At 63.4% G+C, this 13,712-nt stretch carries 15 protein-coding genes; 8 read left to right on the top strand and 7 right to left on the bottom strand.

The window, feature by feature from the left end:
- Nucleotides 1-108: 108 nt before the first annotated feature.
- Entirely contained in the window at nucleotides 109-738 is a 630-nt protein-coding gene (locus P1M51_RS09055; RefSeq protein ID WP_276247879.1) for a DUF420 domain-containing protein, read from the top strand.
- Nucleotides 739-818: 80 nt separating this feature from the next.
- On the top strand, nucleotides 819-1,796 hold the full coding sequence (locus P1M51_RS09050) for a S1C family serine protease (protein ID WP_276247878.1): 978 nt from the start codon (nucleotides 819-821) through the stop codon (nucleotides 1,794-1,796).
- Between the two features lie 49 nt (nucleotides 1,797-1,845).
- On the opposite strand, the gene P1M51_RS09045 is transcribed toward P1M51_RS09050, so the two are convergent.
- Genes P1M51_RS09045 through P1M51_RS09025 form a run of 5 tightly spaced genes read right to left on the bottom strand, consistent with a single transcriptional unit; the run spans nucleotide 1,846 to nucleotide 5,853 of the window.
- The gene (locus P1M51_RS09045; protein ID WP_276247877.1) at nucleotides 1,846-2,607 is read right to left on the bottom strand and encodes an ABC transporter permease; all 762 of its coding nucleotides are present in this window, start codon (nucleotides 2,605-2,607) and stop codon (nucleotides 1,846-1,848) included.
- Nucleotides 2,604-3,527: an ABC transporter ATP-binding protein gene (locus tag P1M51_RS09040; RefSeq protein WP_276247876.1), complete on the bottom strand. Its 924-nt coding sequence runs from the start codon at nucleotides 3,525-3,527 to the stop codon at nucleotides 2,604-2,606. The genes P1M51_RS09045 and P1M51_RS09040 overlap by 4 nt, the downstream gene beginning before the upstream one ends.
- 40 nt (nucleotides 3,528-3,567) lie before the next feature.
- Nucleotides 3,568-3,801 carry an Rdx family protein gene (locus P1M51_RS09035; RefSeq protein WP_276247875.1) on the bottom strand — a complete coding sequence of 78 codons (234 nt, stop codon included), beginning with the start codon at nucleotides 3,799-3,801 and terminating at the stop codon, nucleotides 3,568-3,570.
- 31 nt (nucleotides 3,802-3,832) lie between these two features.
- On the bottom strand, nucleotides 3,833-4,507 hold the full coding sequence (locus tag P1M51_RS09030; RefSeq protein ID WP_276247874.1) for a hypothetical protein: 675 nt from the start codon (nucleotides 4,505-4,507) through the stop codon (nucleotides 3,833-3,835).
- The gene (locus P1M51_RS09025; protein WP_276248488.1) at nucleotides 4,504-5,853 is read right to left on the bottom strand and encodes a heme o synthase; all 1,350 of its coding nucleotides are present in this window, start codon (nucleotides 5,851-5,853) and stop codon (nucleotides 4,504-4,506) included. Before P1M51_RS09025 ends, P1M51_RS09030 begins: the two co-directional genes overlap by 4 nt.
- A gap of 167 nt (nucleotides 5,854-6,020) precedes the next feature.
- Between P1M51_RS09025 and coxB the strand changes: the two genes are divergently transcribed.
- Nucleotides 6,021-6,857, top strand: a complete 837-nt coding sequence (gene coxB / locus P1M51_RS09020) for a cytochrome c oxidase subunit II (RefSeq protein WP_276247873.1) — start codon at nucleotides 6,021-6,023, stop codon at nucleotides 6,855-6,857.
- Nucleotides 6,858-6,951: 94 nt separating this feature from the next.
- Here coxB and P1M51_RS09015 read toward each other — a convergent pair whose 3' ends face one another.
- Together P1M51_RS09015 and P1M51_RS09010 are read right to left on the bottom strand one after the other, a co-directional pair.
- Complete coding sequence (locus P1M51_RS09015; RefSeq protein WP_276247872.1) at nucleotides 6,952-8,007, bottom strand: S8 family serine peptidase; 1,056 nt, start codon at nucleotides 8,005-8,007, stop codon at nucleotides 6,952-6,954.
- 145 nt (nucleotides 8,008-8,152) lie between these two features.
- Complete coding sequence (locus P1M51_RS09010) at nucleotides 8,153-9,007, bottom strand: heme-copper oxidase subunit III (protein ID WP_276247871.1); 855 nt, start codon at nucleotides 9,005-9,007, stop codon at nucleotides 8,153-8,155.
- Between the two features lie 100 nt (nucleotides 9,008-9,107).
- Between P1M51_RS09010 and P1M51_RS09005 the strand changes: the two genes are divergently transcribed.
- From P1M51_RS09005 to ctaD, 5 genes are all read left to right on the top strand, one after another.
- Nucleotides 9,108-10,502: a hypothetical protein gene (locus P1M51_RS09005; RefSeq protein WP_276247870.1), complete on the top strand. Its 1,395-nt coding sequence runs from the start codon at nucleotides 9,108-9,110 to the stop codon at nucleotides 10,500-10,502.
- A complete protein-coding gene (locus P1M51_RS09000) occupies nucleotides 10,499-10,738 on the top strand; it encodes a C2H2-type zinc finger protein (protein ID WP_276247869.1) in 240 nt (79 codons plus the stop codon). The genes P1M51_RS09005 and P1M51_RS09000 overlap by 4 nt, the downstream gene beginning before the upstream one ends.
- Before the next feature lie 46 nt (nucleotides 10,739-10,784).
- The gene (locus tag P1M51_RS08995) at nucleotides 10,785-11,189 is read left to right on the top strand and encodes a cox cluster protein (RefSeq protein ID WP_276247868.1); all 405 of its coding nucleotides are present in this window, start codon (nucleotides 10,785-10,787) and stop codon (nucleotides 11,187-11,189) included.
- A gap of 50 nt (nucleotides 11,190-11,239) precedes the next feature.
- Nucleotides 11,240-11,509 (top strand): DUF6684 family protein, encoded by a 270-nt coding sequence (locus tag P1M51_RS08990; RefSeq protein ID WP_276247867.1) that lies wholly within the window; start codon nucleotides 11,240-11,242, stop codon nucleotides 11,507-11,509.
- Nucleotides 11,510-11,696: 187 nt separating this feature from the next.
- Nucleotides 11,697-13,481: a cytochrome c oxidase subunit I gene (gene ctaD / locus P1M51_RS08985; RefSeq protein WP_276247866.1), complete on the top strand. Its 1,785-nt coding sequence runs from the start codon at nucleotides 11,697-11,699 to the stop codon at nucleotides 13,479-13,481.
- Nucleotides 13,482-13,712 lie beyond the last annotated feature (231 nt).

Genomic DNA, 13,712 nt, shown 5'->3' with positions numbered 1-13,712 from the left:
ACCCAGACGGAGTATCCTCAAAAGTGGGCTAGTGGAATCGTCCAAAGGTCCCCGTGCGGTGGCGCAAAACGCAAAGACACATAGCCGACCGGTGGCTACTCCCGACCAATGGCTACTGCCAGTGGTACCTCCTGGGCGAAGGAGAATCCGCGCACGCTCACCATCCTGCTGTCGGTGGTCGGCTACGCCCTCGTCATCGGCGTGTTCGCCGGCGTCATCGACATCTTCCCGCAGATTAGCAACGAGACGGTCATCCTGCTGTCTGACCTGATTGCCGTCATCAACTCGGCGGCGCTGCTCGCGCTGCTCGCCGGCTGGCGGTTCATCAAGCGCGGCGAGATTCGCAAACATCGGGCAGCGATGCTCACCGCATTCGGGCTCATCTTGCTGTTCCTCGTCGTCTACCTGCTCAAGGTCGGCGGCGGCTTCGAGAAGGCGTTCGTCGGGCCCGAGTTGGTGAAAATCCCTTACCTCATCATGCTCGCCGTCCACATCCTCCTTTCGGTGGTGTCCGTGCCGGTGGTCATCTTCGCCGTCGTCCTCGGACTGACGCACACACCGGAAGAACTGAAGCGGACGAATCACGCGAAAGTCGGCCGCATCGCCGTCGCCGCGTGGACGCTCAGTCTCGGCCTCGGCATCGTCACCTACCTCCTGCTCAACCACATCTACGCGTGGGAACCACTCCATCGCGGGGCACTGTTCCTGCTCCCGACGCTCGGCCTGCGTCGGCCGTGACAGGTCTGCACACGCCTTATCTTCTCAGCGACCCTAACCACAGGTAAAGGCAGCCAGCGCGGACGCTAGCTGTCTGACCTATGACGCAAAATCACACCTACGAAACCCTGTACAGCGAGACGATTCCCTCCGTCGTGTCGCTGTACGTTCTCCACGGCGGGCGCTACAACGGCTCCGGGTCCGGGTTCGTCTACGACGCGAGAGACGGCCGCGGCTACATCGTCACGAATCAGCACGTCGTGACCACGGCACCCGAGGTGGACATTCGCTTCAGCGAGGGTGACTGGCGCGTCGGCACCGTCGTCGGCACGGACGCCTACACCGACCTCGCCGTGGTCGAAGTCACAGACCTCCCCGACTACGCGAACCCCCTGCCAATCGCGTCGACCAATCCTCGGCCGGGCCAGTACGTCGCCGCACTCGGCAACCCGATGGGCTTAGAAGGCTCCATCAGCGCGGGCGTCGTGAGCGGGTCGAATCGCTCGATGATAACTCAGGACGGCTTCTCTATTCCCGACACCGTCCAGACCGACGCTCCCATCAACCCCGGCAACAGTGGCGGCCCACTCGTCACACTCGCCGGCGAAGTCGTCGGCGTAAACCGGGCGCGCGGCGGGGACAACATCGGCTTCGCCATCTCCGCAGAAATCATAAACCGGGTCGTTCCGGAACTCATCGAACACGGCGAGTTCAACCACTCGTATCTAAAGGTTCGCACCATCGACGTCTCGCCGACCATCGCGGAAGCGAACGACCTCGACCACCCAGAGGGCGTACTCGTCGCGGACGTAAGCCTCGGCCCGGCGAGCGGCGCACTCGTCGGATGTCACGGCACGAAGGAGGTTCGCGGTCAGGAGGTTCCCGTCGGCGGCGACATCATCGTTGGCGTAAACGGCCACCCGATTCGCGCCCACGAGGAACTCATGCGATACTTAATTCTGGAGACTCGCCCGGAGGAACCGCTCACGGTCGAAATCATCCGTGACGGCGAACGCCTCACCGAGACGCTCACGCTCGGCACGCGGCCGAAACCCGCCCGCAGAATATCGGTCGCCTGAGCTTGACATCCTCCCACGACTTCAGTCGTGGGCTTCCGCTCGAATCATATCAGTCCGTCGTCGGAATGAGCACCGCACCCACGCCGAAGACGACGACCGCGAGCACCGTGAGGACGACGAACGATTCTATCCACGCTGTCGGCCCACCACTTACAGGCCCGTAGGTCACAGCGCGGACGCCGCGGGCGAAGTAGGTGAGCGGCGAGAGTTCCATCGCCGGGCGGAACCATTCGGGCAGCAAGTCGGGCGTGATGAACGTCTCAGAGAGGAACAACAGCGGCAGGGCAATCGCGTTGCTCGCCGCGATGACGCCGTCCTGAGACCCAGCAGTGCTGCCGAGAATCGCCCCGAGGCCACAGAACAGGGCGACGCCGACGACGAGGAACGGCAGGATGACCGGCGAGAGGATGATGTCCGCGCCCGTCGTGAGCAGAATGATGCCGAGCAACAGCAACGCGGCAATCCCGATGATGACGACGTTCACGAGCGTCTGGCCCGCAAGCCACTCCCATCGCCTGAGGGGGGTCGTCGCCAGTTTCTCGAACCGGTTGCCCTCGCGGTGACGAGCGACTTCGCTCCCCACCCGTGAAAGAGGTGTAAACAGCACGACGACGGCGAGATAGCCGGGGACGTAGTAGCCCGCGGGTTCCGCGAACAGGCCGCCACCGGTCGGTTGCGTCTGGACGAGCGCGCCGAAGATGAGCACGAGCAGTGCCGGGAAGAAGAACGTGAAGAACACGGCCGTCCGACGACGGGTGAACGAACGCCACGCGGCGACGAACTCCGCGGCGACGCGACCCGGTGGACTCATCGCGCTGCCTCCGGTTCTGCAAGGGCATCGTCGTCGGCGAACGAGGACCCGGTGAGTCTGAGGTAGACGTCTTCGAGTGTCGGCTGGCTCCACGAGAGCGCGTCGTAGGTCACGCCGCGGGCTTCGAGGGCGGCCACCACCTCGCCGATTTGCTCAGGCGGCACGTCGAAGATAGTGAGCGAATGTTCACTCGCCTCGACGCGATAGCCCGTCCCCGCGAGGTCTGCGGTCTGGGCGCTCGTCTCGAAGGTCAGGCGACTCTCGCCCCCGTAGTCTGCGACGAGTTCGTCGGGTGGGCCGACCTCTACGAGTTTCCCCGCAGAGAGCAGGCCGACGCGGTCGGCGAGGCGGTGGGCCTCCTCCATGTAGTGGGTCGTGAGAAAGAGCGTCGTCCCGGAGGCGACGAGGTCTTCGAGCAGGCCCCAGATGGCTCGTCTGCCGGCGGGGTCGATGCCCGTCGTCGGTTCGTCGAGGAACAACAGGTCGGGGTCGTTTACGAGCGCGATGGCGACGCAGGTACGCCGTTGTTGGCCCCCCGAGAGCTTTTCGTACCAGGTGTCGGCCGACTCTTCGAGGCCGACGAGCGAGAGCAAGTCGTCTGGGTCGTTGCCCTCCTCGTAGAGGCCGGCGTAATAGTGGAGCAGTTCGCGGGGCGTGAGGCGCTCTGGTGGGTCGAACGACTGGGGGAGCAAGCCGATGCGAGCGCGGTCTGCCTCGGCCGGTGGGTTGCCGAAGACGGAGATGGTTCCCTCGGCGTCGGTCGTCCCCGTCAGCGCCCGGATGAGGGTGGTCTTGCCCGCGCCGTTCGGGCCGATGAGCGCGAACACTTCGCCGTCTGCGACGGTCAGCGAAACGCCGTCGAGGGCGACGGTGTCGCCGTATTTCCGTTGGACGTCCTCGCAGACGAGTACGTCAGTCATACCTAAATGCAGACTCGTCCAGGTCGTAAGGGGTTCGGTTTCAGCGTACGTGATTGCGACACTCGCGGACGATGGCGTCCACGTCGTAGTCGTCGTCGGCCTTGTCGAAGACGACCGTGTCGTCGACCGTCACCCGGAGGACGCCGTGGTCACCCATTCTGAGGGTGAGACTGTCGAGGTGTCCTTCGAAAGAGGTGCAAATCGCGTGTTGAAGCTCCTCTGCGCGCGGGAGAAAGCCACAGGGCACGCAGTAGGTGATTTCCACGTCGGTCATGTGAAGAGGGTACGTCGCCGGACGGTTAGCTTCACCGACCGAACGGCCGCCAGTAGAGTAACCCGACGGTGACGACGAACACGGCCGTCGAGAGGCCGTAGGACTGGGCGTACACCGCGCCGGCGATGGCCGTTGAACTCCCGACGAAGCCGCTCACGATTGAGGCGAGGATGGGCCACGAACAGGAGACACACGAGAGCAGCCCGAGGATGCCCGTAATCGCCGAGCTCGCCGCGTCGATGACCGTCGCGTAGACGAGGTAGGCGAGCGCGAGGTAGCCGAGCAGATTGTACGGCATCAGCGCAAAGCGGATGGCTTCGCCGCCGTAGAGCAGCGCCGGTCCCCAACCGGGCGGAATCGAGAGCACTGCGAGGCGCAGACCCGTCGGCTGGAGGCCCGAGGCGGGACCGACGATGCCGCCTGCAATGCCGAGGACGACAAAGTAACCGACGGCGACGGCTTTTGCGAGCCGTCGGTGTTCGGGGCTCGTCGGCGCGGGTGTCGTCCGGATGAGCGCCCAGAGGGAGACGTTGATCCAGACCCACGGATAGATGTAGTACTTCAGCGACGCCAGCGTCGGCTGCGCGTCTGAAACCTGGAGGTAGGCGATGACGAGCAACAATTCGGTGTTGACGAGCAGCGCCCCCCACATCAGAGTGGACTGGCGCGGACGCGGCAGGCTGAACGTGCGATTTGTGATACTCATAGGACGAGGGCGTCGACGATGATGGCGAGCAGCAACATCCCGAGGTAGGCGTTCGAGGCGTGGAACGCGCGGAACGCTGCGTCGGTCGTCCGCTCGCGGTGGAGTTTGACCACCGCCCAGAGGAACACGCCACCGAGGGCAACGGTCGTGAACGCGAACAGCCAGCCGAGCGTCGTGACCGTGCCGAGGATGCTCGCGCCGACGAGCGTCGCCGCGAGGTACCAGAGGATGTGTTTTCGCGTGAGCGCGTCACCGCGGACGACGGGCATCATCGGGAAGCCCCCGCGGGCGTAGTCGTCCTTGTACGCCAGCGCGAGGTTGTAGAAGTGCGCCGGCGTCCAGAGGAAGATGACGCCCGCGAGCGCGAGGCCCGGAAGGCCGATGTCGCCGGTGACGGCGGCCCAGCCGATGAGTGCGGGCAGTGCGCCCGCAGCCCCGCCAAGCACCGTGTTCTGAACGGTGTTGGGCTTGAGGACGAGCGTGTAGATGACGCTGTAGAACAGGATGGCGGTGAGGCCGAGGGCGGCCACGAGCAGGTTGACCTGCGCGAACACCCAGAGCGAGATGCCCGTGAGCGCGAAGCCGAAGATGAGCGCGTTGCGGACGGGCACCTGGTGGGTCGCAAGCGGGCGCTTCGAGGTGCGTTCCATCTTCTGGTCGATGTCGCGTTCGAGGACGTGGTTGAACGTCCCGCTCGCGCCAATCGAGAGGACGCCGCCCGTGAGCGTGAGAACGACGGTGCGAATGCTTAGTCCCGGGCCGGAGGCGAGCGCCATACCGGCGGCGGCGACGAGTGCGAGCAGCCACATCAGCCGCGGTTTCATGAGTTGGAAGTACGCCCAGATGGTCGCCTTCGCGCGGGCGGCGAGCGGGCGGTCTTTGAGCGGGGTGACGTGGTCGGGAGCCTGTGCTGGCTCTGGCTCCTCGCCTTCGTGTGGTTCGTTGCTGAACTGGGCCGTCTCCTCCTCTAGGGTCCAGGCGAGTGCGACGACGAGGCCGGTGAAGATGGCCATGCCGACGAGGAGGTGGGCGGTCGGCAGACTCGCGGTCGCGCCGGTCGTGGCGACGAGCGCGCCGAGGCCGATTTGCGCCGGGTAGAGCGCGGTGACGGCCGCGAGGACGAGTTTGACCCGGCGGGAGGCGGCTCCGCGGAGGCCGCGGACGACGGCGAGTAACACGAGTAAGCCGACGAGCGCGGCGACGAGACGATGGCCGAGTGCGACGACGATAGCCGGGTCAGAAAGGTCGAATCCGCCGCCACCACAGACCGGCCAGCCAGAACAGGCGGCCGCTGCGTCGGTGAGTGAGGCGGTTGCGCCGACGACCACCAGCAGGTAGACACCCATCGCTGCACCGGTGAGCAACGTGGTAAATTTTGGAGCAGTGGCGTCGGACACGATAACGTACCCTCTTACTCGGACGTTCCATGCGTGGCTATTTATTCCCCGCGCTTTCCGCGCACGGAGAGGGGAAAGTTAGGTATTTATGCCCCTCTTTCTAAGCCCAACCAAGGATGAATTACAAGCGCGTCGGATTCGGGACCCTGCTCTCCGTAGCGCTTCTTGCATTCGTCGTCGAACCAGTGGCTGCGCAAGAAGCGACGTCGGTTACAAAGGGGCTCATCGATGGGTTGAACAGCAAACTCCTCTACGTCGCGATTCCGATTACAATTCTCACCGAGGGCATCCTCATTTACGCCGTCCTCAAGTTCCGCAAGTCGGATGAAGCGAAACCGACTCAGGAGAACCGTCGGCTCGAAATCACCTGGACCGTTGCCACCGCGATTATCCTGCTCTTCGTCGGTGTCGCCTCCTACCAGGTGCTTGGCAACGAGTTCGTCACCGCCCCAGAAGACGCAGCCGAGAACATCGAGGAAGAGAATGCCGTGGTGGTCGAAGTCACCGCACAGAAGTACTTCTGGACGTTCCACTATCCACAACACGGGGTGAACGCTTCGGACACGATGGTCATCCCATCCGACCGCCCGGTGTATCTAAAGATAACCTCTACAGACTGGTTGCACGCCTTCCACGTGCCGGAGTTGGGCCTCAAGCAGGACGCCTTCCCCGGTGAGACCCACACCATCAAGACGAAGGTGAACCCGTCCGGTGAGGGCACCTACCAGCTCTACTGTGCTGAGTATTGTGGCGTCGGTCACTCCGCGATGCTCGGTGAAGTGAACGTCACCGACGGCGAGACCTACGACGCGTGGATTCAACAACAGCAACAGAGCGCAGAAGAAGCGCCAGCCGGTAACAACAACACGACGTCTGGCGGCAACAACACCACGGCGGGCGGCAACAACACGACGGCCGCGAGCAACAACTCCACGGCCAAACTCGCCGCGTGACTTCTCCCACGACTGCAGTCGTGGGCTTTCTCCTTGATTTTCTGTAACCACACCTCTTCTCTCTGTTTTCATCCGCAGTGAGCCAGCGGCCCGGTTAGCCTGCTCGTCGGATCGCCTGTGCGACCGTCTCTCTGTAATCGATAACTCCGGCCCCACCCTCGGTCTTCGCCGTCGTTGCCGCTTCGAAATCGCGTTTGAGCGTCTCTGGAGTAGCTTCCGGGAACCGTTCGAGATACCGTGCGGCGAGTCCGGCCACCGTCGGAGCAGCCACCGACGTGCCGGAGGCTTTGACCCACTGGCCCGCGAGGTCGATACCCATCTTCGTCCGGCCTGCCTGCGCGAGGCGCGCGTCCACGCCGATGGCGAGGACGTCCGGGTTGTCCCGACCGGGCGTGGTCGCAGAAAACGAGGCGCGTTCGCTGTCCATCGTACACGCGCCGACGCTCAGGGTGCGCTTGGCTGTCGCCGGACTGCCGTTGCGCGCCGCTGAACTGCCCGCGGCGACCACGTCGCGGATTCCAGCGTCGAGTAGGTGTTCGTGGATGCGGTCGAGGGCGGGCGACCGACGCTCTGTCCCCCAGGACATGACGACCACGTCGTAGGCCGACCGGTTTTTGTGGAGCCACTCGTAGGCGCGGAGGACGGTGTCAGTACGGGTGCGCCCGCGCTGGCCGAAGATGCGAAGCGAGACGAGGTCGGCATTTGGCGCGAGGCGAGCCAACTGTCCGCAAACGGCGGTTCCATGGCCGATTGCGTCGCCGCCCCCTTCCTCGGTCACGTCCACCTCGCGCATCGCTGTCTCGTCGAAGACGGGATGGCTCGGGTCCACACCCGAATCGAGGACGACGACCGTGACGCCGTCGCCGGTCGAACCGTTGCGGGGAATCGAATGGACTTGCCTGATGTCTTCGATGGTCGCGAGCGAGGATTTTTCCTCGTTCACGAAGGCGGGTTCGTAGGGCACGCGAACCAGCAGGTTCTCCTCGACGCGGTTTACGCGGTCGTCCGCACGCAGCTGTCTGAAGCCCCCGGGAGTTGCGCCGACGTGGACCGCGCTCCCGGCTTCGCCGAACTCGTAGGTTTCGTGGACGGTACAGTCTAAGCCGTCGAGGACTGCAGGTTCGTCGAGGTAGCAGAGCTTATCAATCATCGTCACAGAGAACCACAGCTAATAATTCCTGTGTCAAACTGTTAAGGATTATTCACGATTCCTGGAATGTCTCGATGTTCGACAGGCAGTGTCGGCAAGAGGTGCCGTCGCTCAGGCGATGGGAGGCCGAAAAAGGAGTGGGCGACTACAGGGAGTACACCGCGCCGACGTACAGCACGACGACGAGGAAGACCCACACTGCGTCGACGAAGTGCCAGTACATCGAGGCCGTCGAGACGGAGACGTGGCGCTCTGCTGAGTACTGCCCTTTGAGTGCGCGGACGAACACGATGCCGAGAAGGACAGCTCCCATCGAAACGTGGAGGCCGTGAAGGCCCGTCAGGCCGAAGAAGGCGCTCGCGAACACGCCCTCGGTGAGCGTGAAGCCTTCAACGACGATGAACTCGTAGTACTCGTACACCTGCCCGAACAGGAAGACGATACCCAGGAGTAGCGTCGCGGCGAGCAACTGGATGAATCGCGTCCGGTTGCCCTTCCGGAGGGCGACGTGTGAGTAGTGGAGTGTGATACTGCTGAGAATCAGCAGGATGGTGTTCCCGATGACGAGTGCACCGAGGAACCCGTGAGGTATGTGTTCTGGCGGCCACGCGCCTGCACGGATGAAGAAGTAGTACACGAACCCGGCACCGAAGGTTGCGACTTCAGACCCGAGGAACGTGACCATTCCGAGGCGCAGGCCTTTGCTGTGGGAACCGCCTTCCCAGAAGTTCACGACGAAGGCGTGGTACAGCCAGCCGTAGAGGCCGGCGAGGAAGAGGAAAGTGCTGGCGATGAACACCGCCGGCCCGGCCATCGGGTCGACGAGTGCGTCTTCACCCCGACCGAGCACGAACAGGCCCGCGCCGGTGTACAGCCCAGCACCACCAAGGGCGGTGATAAACGGCCACCAACTCGCCTCACCGAACCCGCGTGGCCAGTCCTCGACCGCGGGGAGGTGGTGGTGACCACCGTGGTCATCCGATGCGTCTTCTACGCTCATGGTCGGACGTTTACAGTGGAATACTAAAAACCCTCCCAACCGCGTTTGCCAGGAAGTGCTTTCGGAAGGTACACGTTCGTGCCACGACTACCGCCGGACAATGAGCGACCGAGCCCCCCTGAGAGGTCGCAGATGGCTCCGCCGTGTTACGGTTATTCTCCTCGTGTCCGCGCTCGCAACCGGCCGCGCACTCGCCCACGGTGGGAGTCTGCGCTCTGCCACCCCCGAGGAACTCGCCATTCCGACGTGGCTCTTTCTCATGACCGGCGGCGGCGTCATCGGCGCGTCGTTCCTGCTAGCGAGTTTCGTCACGAACCGCGGGTTCATCGACGCAGTCCACGAATGGCACCGACTCCTCTCGGTCCCCCGCGAGACGGTGTTCGCCCTCGTCCTCAAACTCGTCGGCGTCGTCGGCCTCGGCGCGGTGCTCTACTTCGGACTCTTCGGTCCACAGTTCCCCCTCAGCAATCTCGCAATCCTGACCGTCTGGGTCGGCTGGTGGGCTGGGTACACCATCTCCGTCTACCTCCTCGGGAACACCTGGGAGGCAGTGAACCCGTGGCGCACCCTCGCGGAGGCATTGCCCGCACTCGATGCGCCGTACCCCGAGAGTCTCGGCGCGTGGCCGAGCGTCGCCGGCCTGCTCGCACTCGTTTGGCTCGAAGTCGTGAGTCCGCTCGCAGACCAGGCCGACTTGCTCGCTACGGTGGTGCTCGCTTACACCGTCGTCACGCTCACCGGAGCCGTCGTCTACGGTCCCGAGACGTGGTTTTCGACTGTCGACCCCGTCTCGCGGGTGTTTCGGTACTACGGGCGGGTCGCCCCCTTCAAGCGCACGAAAGATGGGCTCAGCTTCCGCCTTCCCGGGGCCGCTCTCTCCGAGACGCGCTTCGTCACCGGCCCGGACGAGATCGCCTTCGTCATCGCGATTCTCTGGGTCACCACGTACGACGGACTCGTCACCACGCCCGCGTGGGTGGACTTCGCGACGTGGCTCGTCGGCCTCGGCGTGCCCGCAGTCATCCTCTACCCGGCCGCCATCCTCGCCGGGTTCGCCCTGTTCCTCGGAGCCTACCGCCTCGCGACGACGAAAAGCATCGAGTACGCGGAGACGTATCTGCCACCGCGTACGCTCGCGAACCGATTCGCCCCGTCGCTGCTCGCCATCGCCGCCGGCTACCACCTCGCGCACTTCCTCGGTTACTTTCTCTCGCTATCGCCCGCGCTGGTGACCGTCGCGGCCTCCCCCTTCTCGCCCCCACCGGACGTGCCCGTCCTCCCGCTTCCGTCGTGGTTCGGCGGCGTCAACCTCACGTTCGTCCTGCTTGGCCACCTCGGGGCCATCTGGGTAGCCCACGCCACCGCCTACGACCTGTTCCCGTCACGATTGCAGGCCGTGCGCAGCCAGTACCCCTACATCGCCGTGATGATGTTCTACACCATGGTCAGCCTCTGGATCGTCGCAGAACCAGCCCTCACTCCCCCGTTCATATGACCGACGAAGCACCCACCTCGTGTCCGTACTGTGACCAGCGATTCGCCCGCGAACAGTGGCAGGCATTGCACCTCGGCCTCGAACACGACGGCAAGCTGACCCCCGCAGAGCGTGAGGCGGTCGAGACCGCTCGCGACGAAGAGGAAGCCGACCTCCGAACGTTCCGATTGAAGGCGCTCGCCGCCCTCGTGTTCCTCTACTTCGGCTTCCTGTTCGCCTATTCGCTGTTCGCCTGAGTGGCGTTCCGATGCCCCTTTCTATCGCCACTCCCTAGTCGCGTCCATGGACGAACAAGCGGGATTGAGCGACCAGTACAGCCGGGCCAGTCCGTGGCCGGTGTTCGTCGCCCTCGGCCTCGCCATCTCCGAGGTCGGCATCGTCATGGCGTTGTTTCCTCTCGCTGTCGGCGGCCTCCTGTTGTTTGCAGGGAGCGTGACCGGCATCCTGCAAGAATCCGACCACATCGAGACGCCGTGGCCCCTCCTCTCGGGTATCGGCGTGTTCCTCCTCGTCGTTGGGGCTGGCCTCGTGCTCTCACAGACCGCCGGACTCTCGCTCGACGCCGTCGTCGCCGCACTCGAAGCGATGAACGGCCTCGTCTTCCGTGGCCTGTCGATTCTTCTCTCGGGGGCCATCCTCGCCATCGGTGGTGTCGTCGGCGCGGTCGCAGAACCCGCTCGTCTCTGAACGCCGAACCAACAATCTATTTATTCCGGTGGCCGTAGCATCCCCCAACGATGGCAACACCGCTCTTCGACCGGGATACGTGGCTCGACCTCACGGTGAACATGATTCCGATGGGAATCATCCTGTTCTTCATCATCGGGTTCGCCATTTTCAACCCGTGGGGGTTCAACCTCGAGAAATCGAGCCTTCAGTACGGCCTCCTCCTCATCCCCTTCATCTCGATGGGTATCCTCACCTACTACGCCGGCAAGGCGATTTCGACCGGTGAGCGTGAAATCGAACAGAACGAGAACATGGAAAATCCGTACGAGACCCACTGAGCAGTCCACAGGGCCCTTGTTTCGACGATTTTTTGCCCGCTGAGTGACGCGTCTCGAACTGCCCCTAATATCACCCCTCACGAATGGGGCTGAGCGCCGCCAATTTGCGACCTATTTTGCCGGGAAAACCGGCCGCCGCGGGGACGGAACCTAACCATTCTTTACCCTGTGGTTCCGAGGAGCGAGCATGGCGAATGGACAGTTAGCACTGACGGTGTTGATGGGGGTATTCCTCATCGCCGTCGCTGCCTGGCTCTCGCGCGTCGAGGACTGGCGCTCGTACGCTCCGCTGTCGGGTGGCGGGGGCTACAGACGAGAGACAGGCACCGCTCACGAGGAGAAGCCTGCGGGACTTATCCGCTGGCTGACCACGGTTGACCACAAAGATATCGGCATCCTCTACGGACTCTACGGGATTATTGCGTTCGTCTGGGGTGGCCTCGCGGTCCTGCTCATGCGTATCGAGCTCGCGGCACCCGCACAGGACCTCATCGAGCCAACCCTCTACAACGGGCTGCTCACGAGTCACGGTATTACGATGCTGTTCCTGTTCGGGACGCCGATGATTGCGGCGTTCTCGAACTACTTCATCCCGCTGCTCATCGGGGCAGACGACATGGCGTTCCCACGCATCAACGCCATCGCCTTCTGGCTCCTGCCACCGGCGGCACTCCTCATCTGGGCTGGCTTCTTCCTCGACCCACTCACGGGCGGGCAAATTCAGGCCGCCCAGACCAGCTGGACGATGTACACGCCGCTGTCTGCTGAACAGGCAAACCCCGGCGTGGACCTGATGTTGTTGGGACTGCACCTTTCCGGGGTTTCTGCCACCATGGGTGCCATCAACTTCATCGTCACCATCTTCACAGAACGCGGAAGCAAGGTCAACTGGGCTAACCTCGACATCTTCTCGTGGACCATCCTGACCCAGTCCGGCCTCGTGCTCTTCGCATTCCCACTGCTCGGCAGCGCTATCGTGATGCTCCTGCTCGACCGGAACTTCGCGACGACGTTCTTCACTGTCGGCGGCGGGTCGCCCATCCTCTGGCAGCACCTGTTCTGGTTCTTCGGCCACCCCGAGGTGTACATCCTCGTGCTGCCGCCGATGGGACTGGTCAGCTACATCCTGCCAAAGTTCGCGGGCCGGAAACTGTTCGGCTTCAAGTTCGTCGTCTACTCGACGCTCGCCATCGGCGTCCTCTCGTTCGGCGTCTGGGCCCACCACATGTTCTCTACGGGTATCGACCCACGTCTGCGGGCCTCGTTCATGGCCGTCTCGCTCGCCATCGCGATACCGAGTGCAGTCAAGACGTTCAACTGGATTACGACCCTCTGGAACGGGAAGCTCCGGCTTACCGCCCCGATGCTGTTCTGTATCGGGTTCATCTCGAACTTCATCATCGGCGGCGTGACCGGCGTGTTCCTCGCCTCGATTCCGGTGGACCTCGTGCTCCACGACACCTACTACGTCGTTGGTCACTTCCACTACATCGTGATGGGCGTCATCGGCTTCGGTCTCTTTGGCGCGCTCTACTACTGGTTCCCAATCGTCACCGGTCGGATGTACCAGCGCACGCTCGCGAAGTGGCACTTCTGGCTCGTCATGATCGGGACGAACCTGACGTTCTTCGGCATGCTCATCCTCGGCTACCTCGGCATGCCGCGTCGCTACGCGACCTACGACTTCAACCCGGCTATCACGCCGATGGAGGCCATCACGGCACTCCACCAGATTGCGACCCTCGGCGCGTTCCTCATCGCTGTCGGGACGCTCATCTTCGTCTGGAACGTCGTCAGTTCCTGGATGGAAGGGCCGGTCTTGGAGAACGCAGACCCGTGGGACTTAGAAGAAACCAACCAGTTCGGTCACGAGTGGGTCTGGCACCGCAACCGCCTCAACCGCTCGCTCATCGCCGCGGACGGCGGTGAAGAAGAAGTCGCTACCGACGGCGGCGAAGTCGAAGACGAATAGGCCGTTTTTGCGGGTCGATTTTTCTGTGTGCTCTCGTCGTGAGCGACGCGTTCGCGGTCAGTCGAAAACAGAAGTCTGAGCGCCCGCAGCGACTCAGAACAGGACGAGGATGAAGCCGCCGAGGAACATTAGCGAGGCGATTGCACCGAGAATGAGCATCAACAGCTCTTTGTCGGACATACGTGCGGTTGGCACCGCGAGGTCAAAAGGCTAATCGTCGGCGATTCCTAA

The sequence above is a fragment of the Haladaptatus sp. QDMS2 genome (genome assembly GCF_029338295.1).
In the GTDB taxonomy this organism is placed as follows: domain Archaea; phylum Halobacteriota; class Halobacteria; order Halobacteriales; family Halococcaceae; genus QDMS2.
This window is presented reverse-complemented; position numbering and strand designations above follow the sequence as displayed.

What these genes read in the sequence shown, in the direction of transcription:
- P1M51_RS09055 (WP_276247879.1), top strand. Translation starts at nt 109, where the DNA reads ATGGCTACTGCCAGTGGTACCTCCTGGGCGAAGGAGAATCCGCGCACG.
- P1M51_RS09050 (WP_276247878.1), top strand. Translation starts at nt 819, where the DNA reads ATGACGCAAAATCACACCTACGAAACCCTGTACAGCGAGACGATTCCC.
- P1M51_RS09045 (WP_276247877.1), bottom strand. Translation starts at nt 2,607, where the DNA reads ATGAGTCCACCGGGTCGCGTCGCCGCGGAGTTCGTCGCCGCGTGGCGT.
- P1M51_RS09040 (WP_276247876.1), bottom strand. Translation starts at nt 3,527, where the DNA reads ATGACTGACGTACTCGTCTGCGAGGACGTCCAACGGAAATACGGCGAC.
- P1M51_RS09035 (WP_276247875.1), bottom strand. Translation starts at nt 3,801, where the DNA reads ATGACCGACGTGGAAATCACCTACTGCGTGCCCTGTGGCTTTCTCCCG.
- P1M51_RS09030 (WP_276247874.1), bottom strand. Translation starts at nt 4,507, where the DNA reads ATGAGTATCACAAATCGCACGTTCAGCCTGCCGCGTCCGCGCCAGTCC.
- P1M51_RS09025 (WP_276248488.1), bottom strand. Translation starts at nt 5,853, where the DNA reads ATGGGTGTCTACCTGCTGGTGGTCGTCGGCGCAACCGCCTCACTCACC.
- coxB (WP_276247873.1), top strand. Translation starts at nt 6,021, where the DNA reads ATGAATTACAAGCGCGTCGGATTCGGGACCCTGCTCTCCGTAGCGCTT.
- P1M51_RS09015 (WP_276247872.1), bottom strand. Translation starts at nt 8,007, where the DNA reads ATGATTGATAAGCTCTGCTACCTCGACGAACCTGCAGTCCTCGACGGC.
- P1M51_RS09010 (WP_276247871.1), bottom strand. Translation starts at nt 9,007, where the DNA reads ATGAGCGTAGAAGACGCATCGGATGACCACGGTGGTCACCACCACCTC.
- P1M51_RS09005 (WP_276247870.1), top strand. Translation starts at nt 9,108, where the DNA reads ATGAGCGACCGAGCCCCCCTGAGAGGTCGCAGATGGCTCCGCCGTGTT.
- P1M51_RS09000 (WP_276247869.1), top strand. Translation starts at nt 10,499, where the DNA reads ATGACCGACGAAGCACCCACCTCGTGTCCGTACTGTGACCAGCGATTC.
- P1M51_RS08995 (WP_276247868.1), top strand. Translation starts at nt 10,785, where the DNA reads ATGGACGAACAAGCGGGATTGAGCGACCAGTACAGCCGGGCCAGTCCG.
- P1M51_RS08990 (WP_276247867.1), top strand. Translation starts at nt 11,240, where the DNA reads ATGGCAACACCGCTCTTCGACCGGGATACGTGGCTCGACCTCACGGTG.
- ctaD (WP_276247866.1), top strand. Translation starts at nt 11,697, where the DNA reads ATGGCGAATGGACAGTTAGCACTGACGGTGTTGATGGGGGTATTCCTC.